The sequence below is a fragment of the Kitasatospora sp. NPDC034023 genome (genome assembly GCF_055575795.1).
In genome coordinates this window covers 71,475-89,170 of sequence record NZ_JBVIRY010000036.1, presented here as the reverse complement: position 1 = coordinate 89,170, position 17,696 = coordinate 71,475, and the positions used below count along the sequence as shown (strand labels likewise).

The following is a 17,696-nucleotide window of genomic DNA, read 5'->3' as shown; positions in this document are numbered from 1 at the left end:
TTCATGACGGTTCCCCTTCCGTTCGGTCACTTCCGAGGAATGGACCGGACGGGGCGGGAGAACGTGACATCGTCGGCCGGGAACGCCGAAGGCCGACAGCCGCTCCGCCGTCAGGCGTTCGGCACGGTCGCGTACTTCGCCGTGCCCTCGGCCATCTGCTTCAGGGCGTCCTTGCGGTCGCGCTTGGACAGCTTGTCGATGTAGAGGGTGCCGTACAGGTGGTCGGTCTCGTGCTGCAGGCAGCGGGCGAAGAAGCCGGTGCCCTCGACGCGGATCGGCTTGCCGTCCTTGTCGACGCCGGTCACGGCCGCGTAGTCCGGGCGCGGCAGCTCGGCGTAGGCGGTGGGGACGGACAGGCAGCCCTCGTTGCCGTCGTCGAGGAGGCGCCGGCGGTCGGCCGGGTACTCCTCGAGCGTCGGGTTGATCACGTGGCCGATGTGGCGCACGCCCTCGTCGTCCGGGCAGTCGTAGACGAAGACCTTGAGGTCCACGCCGATCTGGTTGGCGGCGAGGCCGACGCCCTCGGCGGCGTACATGGACTGGAACATGTCGTCGATGAGCGCGGAGAGCTCGTCGTCGAAAGCGGTGACGTCCTTGACCTCGCGGTGCAGGACGGGGTTGCCGACGACGGTGATCGGACGGGCGGTGCCCCTGCCGAGGTCGGGCTCCTCGCCGACCACCTTCACGGGAGCCTCGGGCGCCGCCCCCTCCACGTCGTGCTCGTGCTCGTGCGAGTGGTCGTGCTGCTCGGCCTGGTCCGCCATGTCTTCCGCTTCCATAGGTCTACACGTACCTCACCAGGGTACTCAGCAGACTTCTTCGAGATCCCGGTAAGCCCGGGTTCCCGGGGAGCCGGTGACCCAGCGGTCCAGCAGCACCCGCACCAGGTGGGCGGGGGCGGCGATCCCGCACTCGCGCTCGACCAGCCAGGACATCCCGGCCGCGCCGCCCTGGCTGAGGTGGCTGAGGTGGCCGGGGTGGGCGGCGTCGCCGTCATCGTGCGGGTCGTGGTGGGCGGCGACCCCGTCGTCGGAGGCCATCCGGCTCTCCGAGCAGGCGCGGCAGAGCAGCCGTACCGAGGAGGTCCAGTCCTCGGCGGCGTAGCCGGCGTCGGCGACGAGCCGCTCCAGGGCGTCACGGTCCCCGGCCGTGGCGGCCTGCAGCAGCACCACGTAGGTCGGCACCGGGGAGGGCGCCCACAGCTCGATCTCGTCGAACACGGGGTAGGCGACGCCGTCGGTGACCCGCTCGCCGTGCGGGGCGCCGTCGTGCAGCACCACCTCGCCCCAGCGGCGGCCGGAGGAGGGCAGCGGGATGGAGAGGACCTCGATCCGGGCCGGGTCCAGGCGCCGGCCCCAGACCACCTCGGACTCGCCGTCCGGGGAGAGCCGCACCGGGGTGGTGCCGAGGTCCAGGCTGACCGGACCGTCGGGCTGCCCGCCGGGGCCGCCCGGCAGCTTGAGCCCGTACGCCTGCCAGGCGCGGCGTGCCAGCGGCCAGTCCTGCAGGGCGGTGGCGGTGATGCCGAGGTTCCACCAGTCGGGGGCGCCGTGTTCGCGGTCCAGCAGGGCTACGGCACGCAGGCCGGCCGAGCGGGCCTGCTCCCAGTCGCGGCGGAACTTGTGCAGGAGGGCGAGGTTGAACCAGGAGTCGGAGAGCCAGGGCTCCAGGTCGGCGGCCATCACCAGCAGCGCGCCGGCGTCCTCGTAGCGGCCGTCGCCGATCAGCGTGAAGGCCCGGTCGGTCGTCTGCCGCCAGGTGGCGGACGGCCGGTGCCGTGCCCGGTGGAAGATCCTCACGTTCGTCCCTGCCGTCGTCGTCCGCTCAAGTCCCGTGCCACCCGTGCCCGTACCGTCTTGGACGGCGTACGGGGCTCGGTGCCCCGGGTCGGTGTTCCACGCTACGACCGCATCCAACCACGCTCGCCCCCGCCCGCGCTCCCCACCGCCGAGGTTGGGGCCGCCCCTCCCCAGCCTGCCCGCCCGATCGCGCCCTCTCAACCCCTGGCGGGGCGGACCCCGTTCGGCGGACCGAAAACCCCGGGCCGACGGCCCCGCTCCCCCGCCCGCCCCGGCCACGGGCCCCGGCCCCGACGTCCGGCCCGCGGCCCCGAGCCGAAGCCCCGAACTGCAGCCCCGAACCCCGGCCCTGACCTGCAGCTCCGAACCTCAGCCGCGGGCCTGTCCGCCGACCCGGGCCAGGGCGTCCACCACCCGGGCGTCGTAGACCCGGCCGCGGCCCAGCCGGATCACCTCCAGCGCCTCCAGCCGCCCGACCGCCTCGCCGACGCCCCGGCCGCGGGCCGCGGTGAGCAGGTCGTCGTGGGCGTTGGCGACCCGGATGATCCGGGCCGCGAGCGGCACCGGGCCCTCGCCGCCGGCCGGCCCGGCGCAGGGGTCGGCCAGCCGGGCGACCTGCTCGGCGACCTGCCGGGGCACCCCGGTGCGGCTGATCACCTCGCTGCCCAGCCGGGCGATCCGCTGCTGCTCGGCGCAGGGCAGCACCGCGGTGGCACCGTCCGGCACCGGTTCGACCAGGGAGAGCTGGCCGACGTCGTGCATCAGCGCGGCGTACTCCAACAGGGCGAGCTCGCGGGTGCCCAGGCCCAGCTCGCGCCCGAGGGCGCACGCCGTGTCCGCGACCCGGCGCGCGTGCCCGTGCGGGGTGTAGCCGGCCACCTCGGTGGCCCGGGCGAGGCTGGCGATGGTCTGCCCGGTGGTGGCCCGCACCGCCGCGGCGCGCCGGAAGGACACCTGGGCGAGCAGCAGCGGGGTGCAGAACAGCGGCAGCGCCCAGAGTCCGACCTCACCGGCCGCGAGGCTGACCAGCATGCCGGTGGCGACGATCGCCGAGCCGATGCCGAACAGCGAGCGCAGCTCGTCCTCCAGGGCCGCCGGGAACCGCAGTCCGCCCCCCGAACGGCGCAGCAGGGCCGCCAGGGTCGCGTCGCACAGCGCGGCCAGCGCGGCGACGGCCGTCAGGAACGCCCCGTACGCCGGGCCCTCGGGCGAGAAGCGGTCGACCAGGCCGCCGTTGTACAGCGGCTGGAAGACGGCGGCCGCGAAGCCGACGGCGAGCAGCCGACGGGCGGCGCTGTCGCGACGGGCCGGGTCGGCCCAGGGCGGGCGGCGGTGCGGGCGGTCGGGGTGGTGCGACAGGGCGAGCCCGGGCAGCCAGGCCAGCAGCAGGCCGACGCCGGTCGCCGCGACCACCTGGAGCGTCCCGTGCGCGGTCGGCACTCCGCGCAGCGGCCCGAGCAGCGCGTAGGCCAGCGCGCCGGCCGCGCCGATGGGCGCCTGTTCGCGATCCCCCGGAAGGGTGATGCGGACGCATTCGCCGAGCGCGATCAGCACGATGAACGCCAGCGCGACCCTGGGCTCCGCGACCCCGCGCACCGCGACCGCGCCCAGCGCGAGCGCCAGCAGCGCGGCGGCGGCCACGTGCACGGCACGGGCGGTGGGCCCGCACGCCGTCCGGCCGGGGAGCGTCCGGCCGCGGGCCCTGCGGCCGAGGACCGCGCGCCCGGGCGCCGTCACGACTGCCCGGCCGCGGGGACGCCGCCCTGGGACGGCACCCGGGAGGGAGCCGCCCGAACGGGTTCGGGCACCCCGAGCGGGATGTCCGGGACGGCCCGCACGCAGTCCTCGGAGTGCACCACGGGCTGCCAGTCGTGCACGGCCAGCGCGTCGATCAGCGCCCGCACCATCACCGGGTCGAACTGGCTGCCCGAGCAGCGTTCCAGCTCGGCCACCGCCTCGGCGACCGGGCGGCCGCGCCGGTAGGAGCGGGTGGAGGTCATCGAGTCGAAGGCGTCGGCGACCGAGATGATCCGGGCGAACTCGGGGATCTGCTCGCCGGCCAGCCCGCTCGGGTAGCCGCGGCCGTCCATCCGCTCGTGGTGGTGCAGGATCCCGGCGTGCGCCTCGCCGAGGAAGTCGATCCCGCGCACCAGCTCGTACCCGTACACCGGGTGGATCTCCACGGCCCGGCGCTCCGCCTCGCTGAGGGGACCGTTTCTGCGCAGCAGCTCGGTGGCCACCCCGAGCTTGCCGACGTCGTGCAGGATCCCCGAGAAGCGCAGGGTGCGCAGCCGCTCGGCCTCCATGCCGAGCTGAGTGGCGATCAGCACCGAGGCCCGGCCGACCCGTTCGCTGTGCCCGCGGGTGTACGCGTCCTTGATCTCCACGGCCTGCACCAGCGACTGCACGGTGGCCTGGTGGGCGTCCTGCTCACGCTGGCCCTGGGCGAACACCCAGGCGGAGATGGACAGCGGCAGCAGCGCCAGCAGCGCCGCGAACGCGCCGTACGGGCCCTGCCACAGCACCGCGACCATCAGCCCGCCGGCCGCGTGCACCAGCACCGGCAGTCCGCACACCGAGCAGGCCCCGCGCAGCAGCACCCCGGCCCCGCGGCCCTCGCTGAGCATCACCATCACGCCCACCACCACGCCGTTGACCAGGCAGAACGCGGCGACGGCGGCGAAGCCGGGCAGCAGCGCGGCCGGGAAGCGGGAGCCCAGCAGCAGCTGCGGGCCGCACAGCAGGTGGAACACGACCGAGGAGGTGAAGGCGCACAGCGCGAGCTGGGAGCCGTTGAACAGCTGCCGCCCTCGGCAGCCGGGCCCGCTCGGGCCGCCGAGCAGCGCGGCCGGGGCGGCGACCAGGGCGGCGGCGGCCGGAGGGAGCATCAGGACCCCGGCGAACAGCACCGGGAAGAAGGCGTTCGCCCCCGGTCGGGCGGGCACCCGCCCGGGCAGTGCCGGGCGGCGCAGCAGTCGGCGCACCAGCACCAGGCAGGGCGTCGGCAGGCCCTGGGCCAGTGACTCCCAGCAGCCGTGCAGGAAGGCCAGCAGGCCGACCTTGGGCCAGTCCACCGGTTCGCCGAGCCAGCGCGGCACCCCCGGGGTGGCCCCGGCGGGCAGCAGCGGCACCAGGCAGCACAGTGCCGCCACCGGGACGGCCACCAGGTAGCGCGCCGCACCCGGCGGCAGGGTCGCGCCTCCACTGTCGGTAGCGATCTCGGCCTCCCCGCCGTCCGGGCCCGTGTTGCCTCAGCGCGCCGGGCGAACCGACGGTGAGCGTCCGTCAGGAGGATAGGCCGCCGTCCGGGCGCGGGGACGCATGGTCGCGCAATGGCGCAGTTGGCGCACCGCCAACTCACCCGTACGAGTGACGGCGCATGCGAGCAGAACGGGAGCGGCCCCGGGAGCGCACGCTCCCGGGGCCGCTGAACTCCCTGATGACCGAACTCGCTGACTACCGCGCTCGGCCGGTGACCGCCCGGACGGCGTGACGGCCGGTCACTCCGCCGGGGCGCCCGCCTCGACGGGCGCGCCGGGGCGCCCGGCCGGCTCCTCGCCGGCCCCGCCCTGCGCCGCCTTCGGCGTCGGCCTGGGCGCCGGCCGGGCGGACTCGACGTGCACCTCGACGGCGCTCTCCGCCGCGACCACCACCGGCTCGCCCGAGCGCTGCCCGGCCCGGATCGAGTCGATCCTGGCGAGCACCTTGCTGCGCAGGTCGGCCGGGGTGTCGTCGCACCCGCAGGAACGCTTGATCAGCGCCTTGATCGCCTGTTCCAGCCCGTACTGCTTCAGGCAGGGCGAGCACTCCTCGAAGTGCACGCGCAACTTGGCGCAGTCGCCCTCGGCCATCTCGTTGTCGAGGAATTCATAGAGGTGGTCGAGGACCTCGCCACACTCGGTGTCGTGCGGATCGCCGCAGCTCATGAGCCCGAGCCCTTCGCTTCCTGCCCTGCCCCGCTGCCGGCCGGGACCAGCCCGCGCTCACGGGCGTAATCCTCCAGCATGCCGCGCAGCTGACGGCGGCCGCGGTGCAGTCGGGACATCACCGTACCGATGGGAGTACCCATGATGTCCGCGATCTCCTTGTACGCAAAGCCTTCTACGTCCGCGAGATAGACGGCGATCCGGAATTCCTCCGGGATGGCCTGGAGCGCGTCCTTCACATCGCTGTCGGGGAGGTGGTCGAGCGCCTGGGTCTCCGCCGAGCGCAGACCGGTCGACATGTGCGACTCGGCCCTGGCCAGCTGCCAGTCCTCGATCTCCTCCGCCGCGGTGCGCTGGGGCTCCCGCTGCTTCTTGCGGTACGAGTTGATGAACGTGTTGGTGAGGATGCGGTACAGCCAGGCCTTGAGGTTCGTGCCCTCGCGGAACTGGTGGAAGGACGCGTACGCCTTGGCGAACGCCTCCTGGAGCAGGTCCTCCGCGTCGGCCGGGTTGCGCGTCATGCGCAGCGCCGCCGAGTACATCGGATCCAGGTAGCCCAGGGCGTCGCGCTCGAAGCGCTCCCGCCGGGCCTGCTCGCTCTCCTCCGCCGACACCCGGTAGGTGTCCTCACCGATCGCCTCGGCCAGCTCCTCACCGGTGAGCGCCTCGCCCGCAGGCCGGACCTCCTCCGGGCCACCGCCCGGCTCGGCCTCGTGCTCGGTCCCGACGACCGGACCCACCTCCTCGGCATGACGGCCACGGCCCACAGCGGGCCGCCCAGAAATGGAGGATATCGGGCTGACGGGCTTCTCGCCCGCGTCAATCCACTCCGACCAGGAGGGGACGAACGCCGTGGTGGCCTCGCGCTCCTCAGGCCGTTCGGGGCACGCGATCGAACCCATCTGCCCTGCCTCTCACCGGTGATCGTGCTGACGACGGTGTCAACCACACCGGCCCCGCCCGCATTCCCGCCTCACCCGCGGACCTCACTCCCAGGGGTGAGCGACCGGAAACTCCCTGCTCACAGCGGTCGCGGCGGCCACGGCCTCACCCGCGGGCCACCAGGGCCAGCACCCAGTCCCCCACCGCCGCGCAGATCAGGTCCAGCACCTCGTCCTGCCCCACCGGCGCCCGCTTGGGCACCTCGAAGCCGTGGCTGCCGTACGGCACCGCCACCAGCTCGTGCCCGGCCGGCAGCCCCGGGAACTCCTCCGGCCCGCCGAACGGATCCGCCACGCTCTGCACCACCAGCGTCGGCAGCCCCGACTCCAGCAGTTCCTCCGCCCGGCTCTTCTCCGGCTTGCCCGGCGGGTGCAGCGGGAACGCCAGCGCCACCACCCCCACCGCCCCGGTGGCCACCCCCGTCCGGCAAGCCACCCGCGCCCCGGCGCTGCGCCCGCCCACCACCAGCGGCAGCCCCTGCCCGGCCAGCCGCTCGGCGACCGGCCGCCAGCCGAGGTCCAGCGTCTTCGGCGCCGGGCCCAGCTTCTTGCCCGCCACCCGCCAGGGCTGCTCGACCAGCGCCACGGTGATCCCGCGCTCCGGCAGGTTCCCGGCCAGCGCCACCAGGTCCCGGGCCCCGATCCCGCCACCCGCGCCGTGGCCCAATGCCAGGACGGCCTTCGGCGCGGCCGCCCGGTGGTAGGTGATCCGGGCCTCCCCGGTCTCGGTGGGGACGGGTTCGGTGGGGACGGGTTCGGTGGTCATCTCCGCTTGCTCCCAACGCGCTTCAGCACAGGTCAGAACAGGTTGCAGGACAGGTTGCAGGACAGGTTCAGGACTGCCAGGAACAGCTCAGAACAGGGTGGTCTCGTACTCGACCTCGGTCCACGGCTCCTTGAGCTCCGGGCCGTTGTTGCGGATGCTGCCGACCGCCGGGGACACCGGGGTGGCCAGCAGCGCGCCGGGCGGCGGGGGTATCAGCAGCCGGCGCAGCCCGTCCGGGTCGGTCAGCCGCGGATCCAGCCACTCGTCCCAGTCCTGCGGGTCGAGGAACAGCGGCATCCGCTCGTGGATCGGCGCGAGCGTCTCCTCGGCGTCCGTGGTGACGATCGTGAACGTCACCAGCCAGGCCTCCGGGTGCCCGGGCGGTACGGCCCGGTCGCGCCAGAACTCGTACAGCCCGGCCAGCGCCAGCGGGGTGCCGTCCGCCCGGGAGACGAAGTACGGCTTCTTGCGCGCCTTGCCCCGCTCGCCCGGCACCGTCTGCCACTCGTAGTAGCCGTCCACCGGCAGGATGCACCGGCGCGCGGCGAAGGCCTGCCGGTAGGAGGGCTTCTCGTGCACCGTGTCCGACCGGGCGTTGATCATCTTCACCGCCGTCTCCGCGGTGCTCGACCACTGCGGCACCAGCCCCCAGCGCAGCACCCGCAGCTGCCGCACCGCCCGCGGCCGCTCCCGGCCCATCCGCTCCAGGACCACGAACGCGCTGTCGGTCGGCGCGACGTTCCAGTTCGGGTCCAGGGTCTCCTCGGGGTCCCACTGCTCGACGTCGAACAGCTCGACGATGGCCTCGGGCTTGCTGCTGGCTGCGAACCGACCGCACATGCGGGCCAGCTTGCCATGCCGCCGGTTCTCACCACCTCTTCATCCCCGGACCAGAACCGCCCGCTCCCGCCCGCCCGTCCCCGCATGGGAGGCTGCCCCGAACGGCCCAACGCAGCGAACGGAGGCGGGGAAGATCACATGAGCACCGACGACCAGACCCTGAGCGCCCTGTGGGACCACGTCACCGGCAGCCAGCCCGCCCCGCCCGGCTGGCTGGTCCTGGCCACCGGCGCCGCCGCCCTGCTCGCCGTCCTCGCCCGCCCGCTCTGGCACGTCACCCGCAACGCCGTCACCATCGCCCACGAGGGCGGCCACGGCCTGATCGCGCTCGCCACCCGACGCAAGCTCGCCGGCATCCGGCTGCACTCCGACACCTCCGGCCTCACCCTCTCCTACGGCCGCCCCACCGGCCCGGGGATGATCCTCACCGCCGCCGCCGGCTACACCGCCCCCGCCCTGCTCGGGCTCGGCTGCGCCGCCCTGCTCGCCGCCGACCGGATCACCCTGCTGCTCTGGCTGGCGATCGCCCTGCTGCTCGCCCTGCTCCTGCGCATCCGCAACGCCTTCGGCCTCTTCACCGTCCTGGTCGCCGGCGGCGCCTTCTTCCTGGTCTCCTGGTTCGGCAGCGCCGAGGTCCAGGCCGGCTTCGCCTACCTCGGCTGCTGGTTCCTGCTCTTCGGCGCCGTCCGTCCCGTCCTGGAGCTCCAGCACCAGCGCCGCATCGGCTGGGCCCGCGACTCCGACGCCGACCAGCTCGCCCGGCTCACCCACGTCCCGGCCCTCGCCTGGGTCACCGTCTTCCTGCTCACCGCCCTCGCCTGCCTCGCCCTCGGCGCGAGCTGGCTGCTCCAGCCGCTGCATTAGAGGGCGCTCGGGCGGCCCCTAGACTTGCCACATGACCGAGACCCTGTGGCCCGCCCCCGTCGCCACCAGCCCCGTCGACGCCACCGTCACCATCCCCGGCTCCAAGTCGGTCACCAACCGGGCCCTGGTGCTGGCGGCTCTCGCCGAGAAGCCCGGCTGGGTGCGCCGTCCGCTGCGCAGCCGCGACTCCCAGCTGATGGCCGACGGCCTGCGCGCCCTCGGGGTCACCATCGAGGAGACGGTCAACAACGAGGCGGGCGGCACCGGCGGCGGCGAGGCCTGGCGGGTCATCCCCGCGCCCGCGCTGCTCGGCCCCGCCTCGGTCGACGTCGGCAACGCCGGCACGGTCATGCGCTTCCTGCCCCCGCTCGCCGTCCTCGCCGACGGCCCGGTGCACTTCGACGGCGACCCGCGCTGCTACGAGCGCCCCCAGCACGGCGTGATCAACGCCCTGCGCGCGCTCGGTGCCCGGATCGACGACGGCGGCCGGGGCGCGTTCCCGCTCACCGTCCACGGCACCGGTTCCCTGGACGGCGGCCCGGTCGAGCTGGACGCCTCCTCCTCGTCCCAGTTCGTCTCCGCCCTGCTGCTCTCGGGCGCCCGCTACAACCACGGCATCGAGGTCCGGCACGTCGGCGGCCCGGTGCCGTCGCTGCCGCACATCCGGATGACCGTGGAGATGCTGCGCCTGGCCGGGGCCCAGGTCGACGCCCCGGAGGACGGCGGCGAGAAGGACGTCTGGCGGGTCACCCCCGGCGCCCTGATCGGCCGCGACCTGGTGGTGGAGCCGGACCTGTCCAACGCCGCGCCGTTCTTCGCCGCCGCCCTGGTCACCGGCGGCCGCGTCACCGTGCGGGACTGGCCCAAGCACACCTCCCAGCCCGGCGACCAGCTGCGCGAGATCTACACCCGGATGGGTGGCGCCTGCGAGTTCACCGACGAGGGCCTGCAGTTCACCGGCACCGGCCGGATCCACGGCATCGAGGCCGACCTGCACGACGTCGGCGAGCTCACCCCGGTGATCGCCGCGGTCGCCGCGCTCGCCGACTCCGAGTCTCACCTGTACGGCATCGCCCACCTGCGGCTGCACGAGACCGACCGGCTCGCCGCGCTCGCCAAGGAGATCAACGACCTCGGCGGCGACGTCACCGAGACCGAGGACGGCCTGCGGATCCGCCCGCGCCCGCTGCACGGCGGCATCTTCCACACCTACGAGGACCACCGGCTGGCCACCGCCGCCGCCGTGCTCGGCCTGGCCGTGCCCGGTGTCGAGGTCGAGAACGTCGCCACCACCGCCAAGACGCTGCCCGACTTCCCCGGGATGTGGGCCGAGTTGCTCGGCGAAGCGGCGGCGGGCGCCTGAGCGGAGACTTGAGCCATGCGCCGCTACGGCAAGGACGCCGACGAAGACGACATCCGCAACCGCCCCGCCCGCCGGGGCTCCCGGCCGCGGACCCGCATCCGGCCCAAGCACGACGACGCCGCCGAGGCGATGGTGCTGACGGTCGACCGCGGCCGGGTCACCTGTCTGGTCGACCCGGGCACCAAGCAGGAGCGCGAGGTCGTCGCCATGAAGGCCCGCGAGCTGGGCCGTAAGGGCGTCGTCGTCGGCGACGTCGTCAACATCGTCGGCGACCTCTCCGGGGACGCCGACACGCTCGCCCGGATCGTCCGGGTCGAGGAGCGCAGCTCGGTGCTGCGGCGCACCGCGGACGACGACGACCCGTACGAGCGGATCGTCGTCGCCAACGCCCAGCAGCTGGCGATCGTCACCGCGCTGGCCGACCCGGAGCCGCGCCCCCGGCTGATCGACCGCTGCCTGGTGGCCGCCTACGACGCGGGCATGGAGCCGCTGCTGGTGCTCACCAAGTCCGACCTGGCCCCGGCCGCGACACTGCTGGACTCCTACGCCTCGCTCGGCATCCAGTACGTGGTCACCCGCCGCGACGAGCTGGAGACCACCGGCGCCGAGGCGGTCCGCGCGTACCTGCGCGGGCGTTCCACGGTGTTCATCGGCCACTCCGGCGTCGGCAAGACCACCCTGGTCAACGCCCTCGTCCCGGACCGCCAGCGGCAGACCGGCCACGTCAACGCGGTCACCGGCCGCGGCCGGCACACCACCGTCTCCGCTCTCGCGCTGCGGCTGCCGCCGCCGCTCGGTGCCAAGCCGGGTTCCAAGAAGGCGCTGAACCCGGGCTGGGTGATCGACACCCCGGGCTTCCGCTCCTTCGGCCTCTCGCACATCGACCCGTCCCGGGTCATCCTCGCCTTCCCCGACCTGGAGCCCGGCACGGCCGAGTGCCCGCGCGCGTGCAGCCACGACGAGCCGGACTGCGCGCTGGACGCCTGGGTCGCCGACGGCCACGCCGAGGCCGCCCGGCTCTACTCGCTGCGCCGTCTGCTGGCCAGCAAGGAGACCCGCGAGGACGACTGAGCCTTCGCTCACTCCCGGGATCCGTGGCCCCTTCGAGGTGTCGGACCGCGCCCGCCTGGCGATCATAGGAAAGTCGGGCCGGGCACGGTCCGACCCGTCGATCGACTGGGAGGGCACGCGATGGCATGGGCCCTGGTGGTCCTGGCCGGCCTGCTCGAGACCGGCTTCGCGATCAACCTCAAGCTCAGCGAGGGCTTCACCAAGCTCTGGCCCACCGTCAGCTTCTGCGTGTTCGCCCTCGGCAGCTTCGGCCTGCTCACCCTCTCCCTGAAGAGCCTGCCGATCGGCCCCGCCTACGCGGTGTGGACGGGCATCGGCGCGGCCGGCACCGCCATCTACGGCATGGTCTTCCTGAACGAGGCCACCTCGGTGCTCAAACTGGTCTCGATCTCCCTGGTGATCACCGGTGTCATCGGCCTCCAGCTCAGCGGCACCGCGCACTGATACTCGCCCTGATACTCGCCCGCTCGCCTCCGGGGCGCTCTGACCCGGTGCCGACGGTCGGCGCTCCGGCGCTCGTGCCTGGCTTGTCGCTCCTCCCTTTCGGCACCGGCGCGCCCCTTCGGCTCGGGGCGGTTGCTCGCCCACTCGCCGACACGGCGCGCCCCCGGACGGCCCCGTCCCGCTCCGCGAGCCCCGCTGTGCCGATCGGGGCGGGCTCGCTAGGGTTTCGGACATGGCCGACTACCACGACGATCTCCGACTCGCCCACGTCCTCGCCGACTCGGCCGACTCGGTCACCCTGGAGCGCTTCCGCGCCCTCGACCTGAAGGTCGAGACCAAGCCCGACCTCACCCCGGTGAGCGACGCCGACAAGGCCGCCGAGGAACTCGTGCGTAGCGTGCTGCAGCGCGCCCGCCCGCGTGACGCGATCCTGGGCGAGGAGTTCGGCCTGCAGGGTTCCGGCCCGCGCCGCTGGGTGATCGACCCGATCGACGGCACCAAGAACTACATCCGCGGCGTCCCGGTCTGGGCCACCCTGATCGCCCTGCTGGAGGACGGCCCGGACGGCGTCGAGCGCCCGGTGGTCGGCATCGTCTCCGCCCCCGCGCTGCAGCGCCGCTGGTGGGCGGCCAAGGACCTCGGCGCCTTCGCCGGCCGCAGCCTGACCAAGGCCTCCCGGATCCACGTCTCCGGCGTCTCCCGGATCGAGGACGCGTCCTTCTCCTACTCCTCGCTCACCGGCTGGGAGGAGCGCGGCCGCCTCGACCCGTTCCTGGACCTCACCCGCGCCTGCTGGCGCACCCGCGCCTACGGCGACTTCTGGTCCTACATGATGGTCGCCGAGGGCGCCGTGGACATCGCCGCCGAGCCCGAGCTGTCGCTGTGGGACATGGCGGCCAACTGCGTCATCGTGGAGGAGGCCGGCGGCCGCTTCACCGGCCTGGACGGCATCCCCGGCCCCGGCGGCGCCGACGCCGTCGCCTCCAACGGCGTGCTGCACGAGGAAGCGCTGCGCCGCCTGAGCGTCTGAACGCTTGAACGCCTGAACCGCCCTGACATGGTTGCAGGCCCTGTGACCAGTGGGAGCTGGTCACAGGGCCTGCCGCTTTCTCGGCCCGGCTGCTGCTACTGCTTGCGCAGCTCCCGGACCGCCGTCTCCAGCCGCTGCCCGTAGTCGGCGTCGGCCTGGCGGAAGTTGTCGATCGCCCGCTCCACGATGTCCTCGCGGTCGGCCGAGACCTTGGCGATGAAGCCGGCCAGGTTGGCGATCAGCCGCTGCTTCTCGTCCTCCGAGTACAGCCGGTACAGGTTGCCCGCCTGCACGAAGTCGTCGTCCTCGGCGTGCGCGGGCGCCACGTGGGTGCCGGTGAGGCCGTCGACGGCGGTGGCGGCCCACAGCGGGCGGCCGGTCTGGACCGGGCCGCCGAAGCTGTTCGGCTCGTAGTTCTTCTGCCGCCCGTGGCGTCCGTCGTACAGGTGGCCGTCGCGGCTGTTGGTGCGGGCCTCGGTGGCGTGCGGACGGTTCACCGGCAGGTGGTCGGCGTTGATGCCGACCCGGTAGCGGTGGGCGTCGGCGTACGCGAACAGGCGGCCCTGGAGCATCTTGTCCGGGGACGGGCCGATGCCGGGCACGAAGTGCGCCGGGGAGAAGACCGACTGCTCGACCTCGGCGAAGACGTTGTCGGGGTTGCGGTTGAGCTCCAGCCGGCCGATCTCGATCGGCGGGTAGTCGGCGTGCGGCCAGACCTTGGTCAGGTCGAAGGGGTTGAAGCGGTAGGCCGCCGCGTCGGCCGCCGGCATGATCTGGACCTGCACCGTCCAGCTGGGGAAGTCGCCGCGCTCGATGGACTCGCGCAGGTCGCGCTGGTGGCTGTCCGGGTCCTCGCCGGCGAGCGCGTTGGCCTCGGCCTGGGTGAGGTTGCGGATGCCCTGGTCGGTCTTGAAGTGGTACTTGACCCAGAAGTGCTCGCCGGCCTCGTTCTGCCACTGGAAGGTGTGCGAGCCGTAGCCGTTCAGGTGCCGGTAGGAGGCCGGGATGCCGCGGTCGCCGAACAGCCAGGTGACCTGGTGGGTGGCCTCGGGCGACAGGCCCCAGAAGTCCCAGACGTTGTCGGCCTCCTGCGAGCCGCTGTACGGGTCGCGCTTCTGGGTGTGGATGAAGTCGGGGAACTTGATGGCGTCCTTGATGAAGAACACCGGGGTGTTGTTGCCGACGAGGTCGTAGTTGCCCTCCTCGGTGTAGAACTTCAGCGCGAAGCCGCGCGGGTCGCGCACCGCGTCGGCCGCGCCGAGGTTGCCGGCCACGGTGGAGAAGCGCAGGAAGACCTCGGTCTGCTTGCCGATCCCGGAGAGGAAGGCCGCCCGGGTCCAGGGCGTCACGTCGGCGGTGACCGTGAAGGTGCCGTAGGCCCCGGCGCCGCGGGCGTGCACGACGCGCTCCGGGATCCGCTCACGGTTGAAGTGCGCGAGCTTCTCGAACAGCAGCTGGTCCTGGATCAGGGCCGGGCCGCCGATGCCCGCGGTCTCGGTGTTCTGGTTGTCGGCGACGGGGGCACCCGCCTCCGTGGTGAGGGTCGGGCGCAGCTCGTCCTGCGTGGTCATAACGGGTGCCTCCACGGGGTCGGTCGTGATGACACGATCCTAACTTGGACTTTGTCCAAGTCAATACTGGAATCAATCCCGGACTGTGACTTACTCTGGTGGCCATGAACGACCTGCTGGAGAGACTGCGCGAACGCGGCTGGCGGCTGACCTCGCAGCGCCGGGTCGTGGCCGAGGTCCTCGACGGCGAGCACGTCCACCTCACCGCCGACGAGGTGCACGCCCGCGCGACGGACCGACTGCCCGAGATCAGCCGCGCCACCGTCTACAACACGCTCGGTGAACTGGTCGCCCTCGGCGAGGTCCTGGAAGTCGCCACCGACGGCCGCGCCCGGCGCTACGACCCCAACGCGCACCGCGCCCACCAGCACCTGGTCTGTTCCGGCTGCGGCGCGATCCGCGACGTCCACCCGCACGGCGACCCGCTCGCCGCACTGCCCGCCGCCGAGCGCTTCGGCTTCACCGTCACCGCCGCCGAGGTCACCTACCGCGGCCTGTGCCCCGACTGCCGCCCGTAGCGCGACAGTTGAGCGCACCCTTACGCGCCCAGCCCGAACGTCCGGCCCCCGAACGGGCAGCTCCCGAACGCCCAGCCCCCCGAACGGGCGGCCCGCTACGCGCTCAGCTCGGCGTGCAGCGCGCCCAGCAGGCGCCCGGCCCGCTCCGCCACCTCGGCCGGGCCGTAGTCGATCGCCCGCCGGCACCAGTTCTCCGCCTGCACCGGCTCGCCCCGGCGCAGCGCCAGCAGCGCGAGGCGCAGCGCCGCCCGCCCGTGCCCGGCGTCGGCGGCCCGGGTGTACCAGAGCATCGCCTCGGCCTCGCTGTCCTGCCGGGCCAGCAGCAGCCCCAGGTTGAACGCGGCGCTGCGGCTGCCGGCCTCGGCGGCCCGCCGGTACCAGCTCTCGGCGATCTCCAGCGCACCGCGCTCGGCCGCCCGCACGCCCATCCGCACCTGCGCCCGCCGGTGCCCGGCGTCGGCCGCCAGCGCGTACCAGTGCTCGGCCTCGGCGTCCGCGTCACCGCGCCGGTCCAGCAGCGAGGCCAGCCGGAACGCGCCCTCGGCCGAGCCGCCCGCCGCCGCCTGCCGGTAGCGGTCCAGCGCCCCGGTCAGGTTGCCGCGCTGCTCCTGGACGACGGCGAGCTGCAGCGCCGCCTCGCCGTGCCCCTCGGCGGCGGCCCGCGCGTACCACTCCTGGGCCTGCCGCTGCTCGCCGCGCCCGGCGTGCAGCACACCGAGGTTGAAGGCGCCGTCGACGCTGCCGGCCTCGGCGGCCTTGGAGAACCACGGCTGGGCCCCGGACTCGTCGCCGCGCTGCAGCAGCAGCACGGCCAGCGCGTTGCAGGCCTCCCGGTGCCCGGCGTACGCGGCCCGGCGGTACCACTGCTCGGCCTGCTGCTCGCGACCGGTGCCGGCGCAGAGCAGGCCGAGGTTGAAGGCGCCGTTCTGGTCGCCCGCGTCCAGCGAGACGCGGTACCAGCGCTCGGCCTCCTTGGCCTCGCCGCGGCTCGCGTACAGCGCGCCCAGCGCGTTGGCCGCGTTGCCGTCCCCGGCCTCGGCGGCCTCCTGCCACCACTCGGCGGCGGCCTCGATGTCCCCGGAGTCGCGCAGCAGGAAGCCCAGCGCGCAGGCCGCGCGCGGCTCCCCGTTCTGCGCGGCCTGCCGGTACCAGCGGGCCGCCTCCTCCGCCGGGGACCGGTCGGCACGGGCGCGCTCCTCCAGCAGCACGCCCAGGCGCAGCGCGGCGCGGGCGTGGCTGCGGGCGGCGGCGGTGCGGTACCAGGCCTCGGCGGTCTCCTTGTCCCCGGCGGCCTCGCGCATCCGGCCCAGCCGGTAGGCGCCCTCCCGGTGCCCGGCGTCGGCGGAGACCTTGAACCAGCGCTCGGCCCGGACGTCCCGCCGGTGCTCCATCAGGTCGCCCAGGGCGTAGGCACCGAGCGGGTGGCCGTGGTCGGCGGCGAAGTGCAGCCAGTACTCGGCGGCCTCCTCCTCGCCCTGGTCGCGCAGTTGCAGGCCGAGCGCGTGCGCGGCCGGGGCGCTGCCCGCGACGGCGGCCTGGCGCCACCACTGGCCGGCCTCGGCCCGGTGGCCCTGCTGGTGCAGCAGCACGCCGAGGTTGTTGGCGGCGGCGCGCACCCCGGCCGCCGCGGCGGCGCGCAGGTACGGTTCGGCGTCCTCCAGGTCGCCGCGGCGCAGCAGCAGGGTGCCCAGCCGGCCGGCGGCCTCCGGGTCCCCGCCGTCGGCGGCCTGCCGGTGCCGGGCCTCCAGCGCGGCGGACTCGCGGGCGGCGAGCGCGGTTTCGAAGCTGGTGGGGTCCAGGCCCGCCGGGTCGAGGGCGGCGCCGGCGGCCGGCTCCTCGTCGGTCCGCTCCCCGTACGCGCCGACGGCGGCGGCGAAGTGACGGGTGGGCACGTGGACCAGGCTGTCGGGGCCGTAGCCGGGGGTGGGGCGTTCGGACAGTCCGCTGGTGCGCTGGGCCGGCAGGGCTCCGGGACGGCTGTCGGGGGCCTCTGCGCTCTCCGCCCAGGCGTCGGTGTCCGCCTCGGCTGCCGCCGCTGACTTGGCGCCTGACTTGCCGATCAGCCTCATGCCGACTCCCGCTCCCCCAGAGTGTCGCGGCATCGTGCCCCGGCGTGCGGCCGGGGGGACTCCCAGGGGAGGCGCCGGACCCGACGGCCGATCAGCAGCCGTGCACCGTCCCCCACGTGTCCCATCGTCGCATCACCCGCTACCCGCGTACACCTGCCCCGCCCGAATTCCGGTGGGGCCGACCCGAAGCCGACGGAATTGCTTCGACGCTTTGTCGATTTCCCGACACTTCGACCTCACAAACCCCACTGCCGTCTTCCTTGGCGACGGTCGATAGTACCGGAGCGGTTCCCACCGCTTCTGCGCGAAAACACCCCGGGAAACACCAGAGGCCCGGAGGAAGGATCCTCCGGGCCTCTGGCCTTTGTAGCGGGGACAGGATTTGAACCTGCGACCTCTGGGTTATGAGCCCAGCGAGCTACCGAGCTGCTCCACCCCGCGTCGGTAGTTGAACCATAGCACGGGCGCGGGGTGGAACGGAAAACGGTTACCGC

At 73.9% G+C, this 17,696-nt stretch carries 16 protein-coding genes and 1 tRNA gene; 6 read left to right on the top strand and 11 right to left on the bottom strand.

Going from position 1 to position 17,696, the window contains the following annotated elements; translation table 11 throughout:
• Window positions 1–110 precede the first annotated feature (110 nt).
• The 8 genes from def to ACZ52R_RS35185 all read right to left on the bottom strand — a co-directional run bounded on the left by def (window position 111) and on the right by ACZ52R_RS35185 (window position 8,272).
• Window positions 111–764 carry a peptide deformylase gene (gene def, locus ACZ52R_RS35220; protein ID WP_396287753.1) on the bottom strand — a complete coding sequence of 218 codons (654 nt, stop codon included), beginning with the start codon at window positions 762–764 and terminating at the stop codon, window positions 111–113.
• A gap of 42 nt (window positions 765–806) precedes the next feature.
• On the bottom strand, window positions 807–1,799 hold the full coding sequence (locus tag ACZ52R_RS35215; RefSeq protein WP_360505667.1) for a tetratricopeptide repeat protein: 993 nt from the start codon (window positions 1,797–1,799) through the stop codon (window positions 807–809).
• Window positions 1,800–2,168: 369 nt separating this feature from the next.
• Window positions 2,169–3,446: an HD-GYP domain-containing protein gene (locus ACZ52R_RS35210; protein WP_465617534.1), complete on the bottom strand. Its 1,278-nt coding sequence runs from the start codon at window positions 3,444–3,446 to the stop codon at window positions 2,169–2,171.
• 86 nt (window positions 3,447–3,532) lie between these two features.
• A complete protein-coding gene (locus ACZ52R_RS35205; protein WP_465754822.1) occupies window positions 3,533–4,963 on the bottom strand; it encodes an HD-GYP domain-containing protein in 1,431 nt (476 codons plus the stop codon).
• 336 nt (window positions 4,964–5,299) lie between these two features.
• Complete coding sequence (rsrA, locus tag ACZ52R_RS35200) at window positions 5,300–5,725, bottom strand: mycothiol system anti-sigma-R factor (RefSeq protein ID WP_465617530.1); 426 nt, start codon at window positions 5,723–5,725, stop codon at window positions 5,300–5,302.
• Entirely contained in the window at window positions 5,722–6,465 is a 744-nt protein-coding gene (locus ACZ52R_RS35195; protein WP_396287756.1) for a sigma-70 family RNA polymerase sigma factor, read from the bottom strand. The genes rsrA and ACZ52R_RS35195 overlap by 4 nt, the downstream gene beginning before the upstream one ends.
• A gap of 307 nt (window positions 6,466–6,772) precedes the next feature.
• Window positions 6,773–7,432 carry an alpha/beta hydrolase family protein gene (locus ACZ52R_RS35190; protein ID WP_465754821.1) on the bottom strand — a complete coding sequence of 220 codons (660 nt, stop codon included), beginning with the start codon at window positions 7,430–7,432 and terminating at the stop codon, window positions 6,773–6,775.
• 87 nt (window positions 7,433–7,519) lie between these two features.
• A complete protein-coding gene (locus ACZ52R_RS35185; protein WP_465754820.1) occupies window positions 7,520–8,272 on the bottom strand; it encodes an SOS response-associated peptidase in 753 nt (250 codons plus the stop codon).
• A 138-nt stretch (window positions 8,273–8,410) separates the two neighbouring features.
• On the opposite strand from ACZ52R_RS35185, the gene ACZ52R_RS35180 reads away from it, so the two are divergent.
• From ACZ52R_RS35180 to hisN, 5 genes are all read left to right on the top strand, one after another.
• Window positions 8,411–9,136 (top strand): M50 family metallopeptidase, encoded by a 726-nt coding sequence (locus ACZ52R_RS35180; RefSeq protein ID WP_465617524.1) that lies wholly within the window; start codon window positions 8,411–8,413, stop codon window positions 9,134–9,136.
• Window positions 9,137–9,167: 31 nt separating this feature from the next.
• A complete protein-coding gene (gene aroA, locus ACZ52R_RS35175) occupies window positions 9,168–10,499 on the top strand; it encodes a 3-phosphoshikimate 1-carboxyvinyltransferase (protein ID WP_465754819.1) in 1,332 nt (443 codons plus the stop codon).
• Window positions 10,500–10,514: 15 nt separating this feature from the next.
• A complete protein-coding gene (gene rsgA / locus ACZ52R_RS35170; protein WP_465617520.1) occupies window positions 10,515–11,570 on the top strand; it encodes a ribosome small subunit-dependent GTPase A in 1,056 nt (351 codons plus the stop codon).
• A 120-nt stretch (window positions 11,571–11,690) separates the two neighbouring features.
• Complete coding sequence (locus tag ACZ52R_RS35165) at window positions 11,691–12,014, top strand: DMT family transporter (protein ID WP_465617518.1); 324 nt, start codon at window positions 11,691–11,693, stop codon at window positions 12,012–12,014.
• A gap of 232 nt (window positions 12,015–12,246) precedes the next feature.
• Complete coding sequence (gene hisN, locus ACZ52R_RS35160) at window positions 12,247–13,044, top strand: histidinol-phosphatase (RefSeq protein ID WP_360505639.1); 798 nt, start codon at window positions 12,247–12,249, stop codon at window positions 13,042–13,044.
• A gap of 95 nt (window positions 13,045–13,139) precedes the next feature.
• Here hisN and ACZ52R_RS35155 read toward each other — a convergent pair whose 3' ends face one another.
• Window positions 13,140–14,615: a catalase gene (locus tag ACZ52R_RS35155; protein WP_465754818.1), complete on the bottom strand. Its 1,476-nt coding sequence runs from the start codon at window positions 14,613–14,615 to the stop codon at window positions 13,140–13,142.
• A 104-nt stretch (window positions 14,616–14,719) separates the two neighbouring features.
• On the opposite strand from ACZ52R_RS35155, the gene ACZ52R_RS35150 reads away from it, so the two are divergent.
• On the top strand, window positions 14,720–15,133 hold the full coding sequence (locus tag ACZ52R_RS35150) for a Fur family transcriptional regulator (RefSeq protein ID WP_465617514.1): 414 nt from the start codon (window positions 14,720–14,722) through the stop codon (window positions 15,131–15,133).
• A gap of 95 nt (window positions 15,134–15,228) precedes the next feature.
• Here the strand turns inward: ACZ52R_RS35150 and ACZ52R_RS35145 are convergent, their stop codons facing one another.
• Window positions 15,229–17,202, bottom strand: coding sequence for a tetratricopeptide repeat protein (locus ACZ52R_RS35145; RefSeq protein ID WP_465617512.1), 1,974 nt, complete (start codon window positions 17,200–17,202; stop codon window positions 15,229–15,231).
• 367 nt (window positions 17,203–17,569) lie between these two features.
• Window positions 17,570–17,643 (bottom strand) — tRNA-Met (locus ACZ52R_RS35140).
• Between the last annotated feature and the right edge of the window lie 53 nt (window positions 17,644–17,696).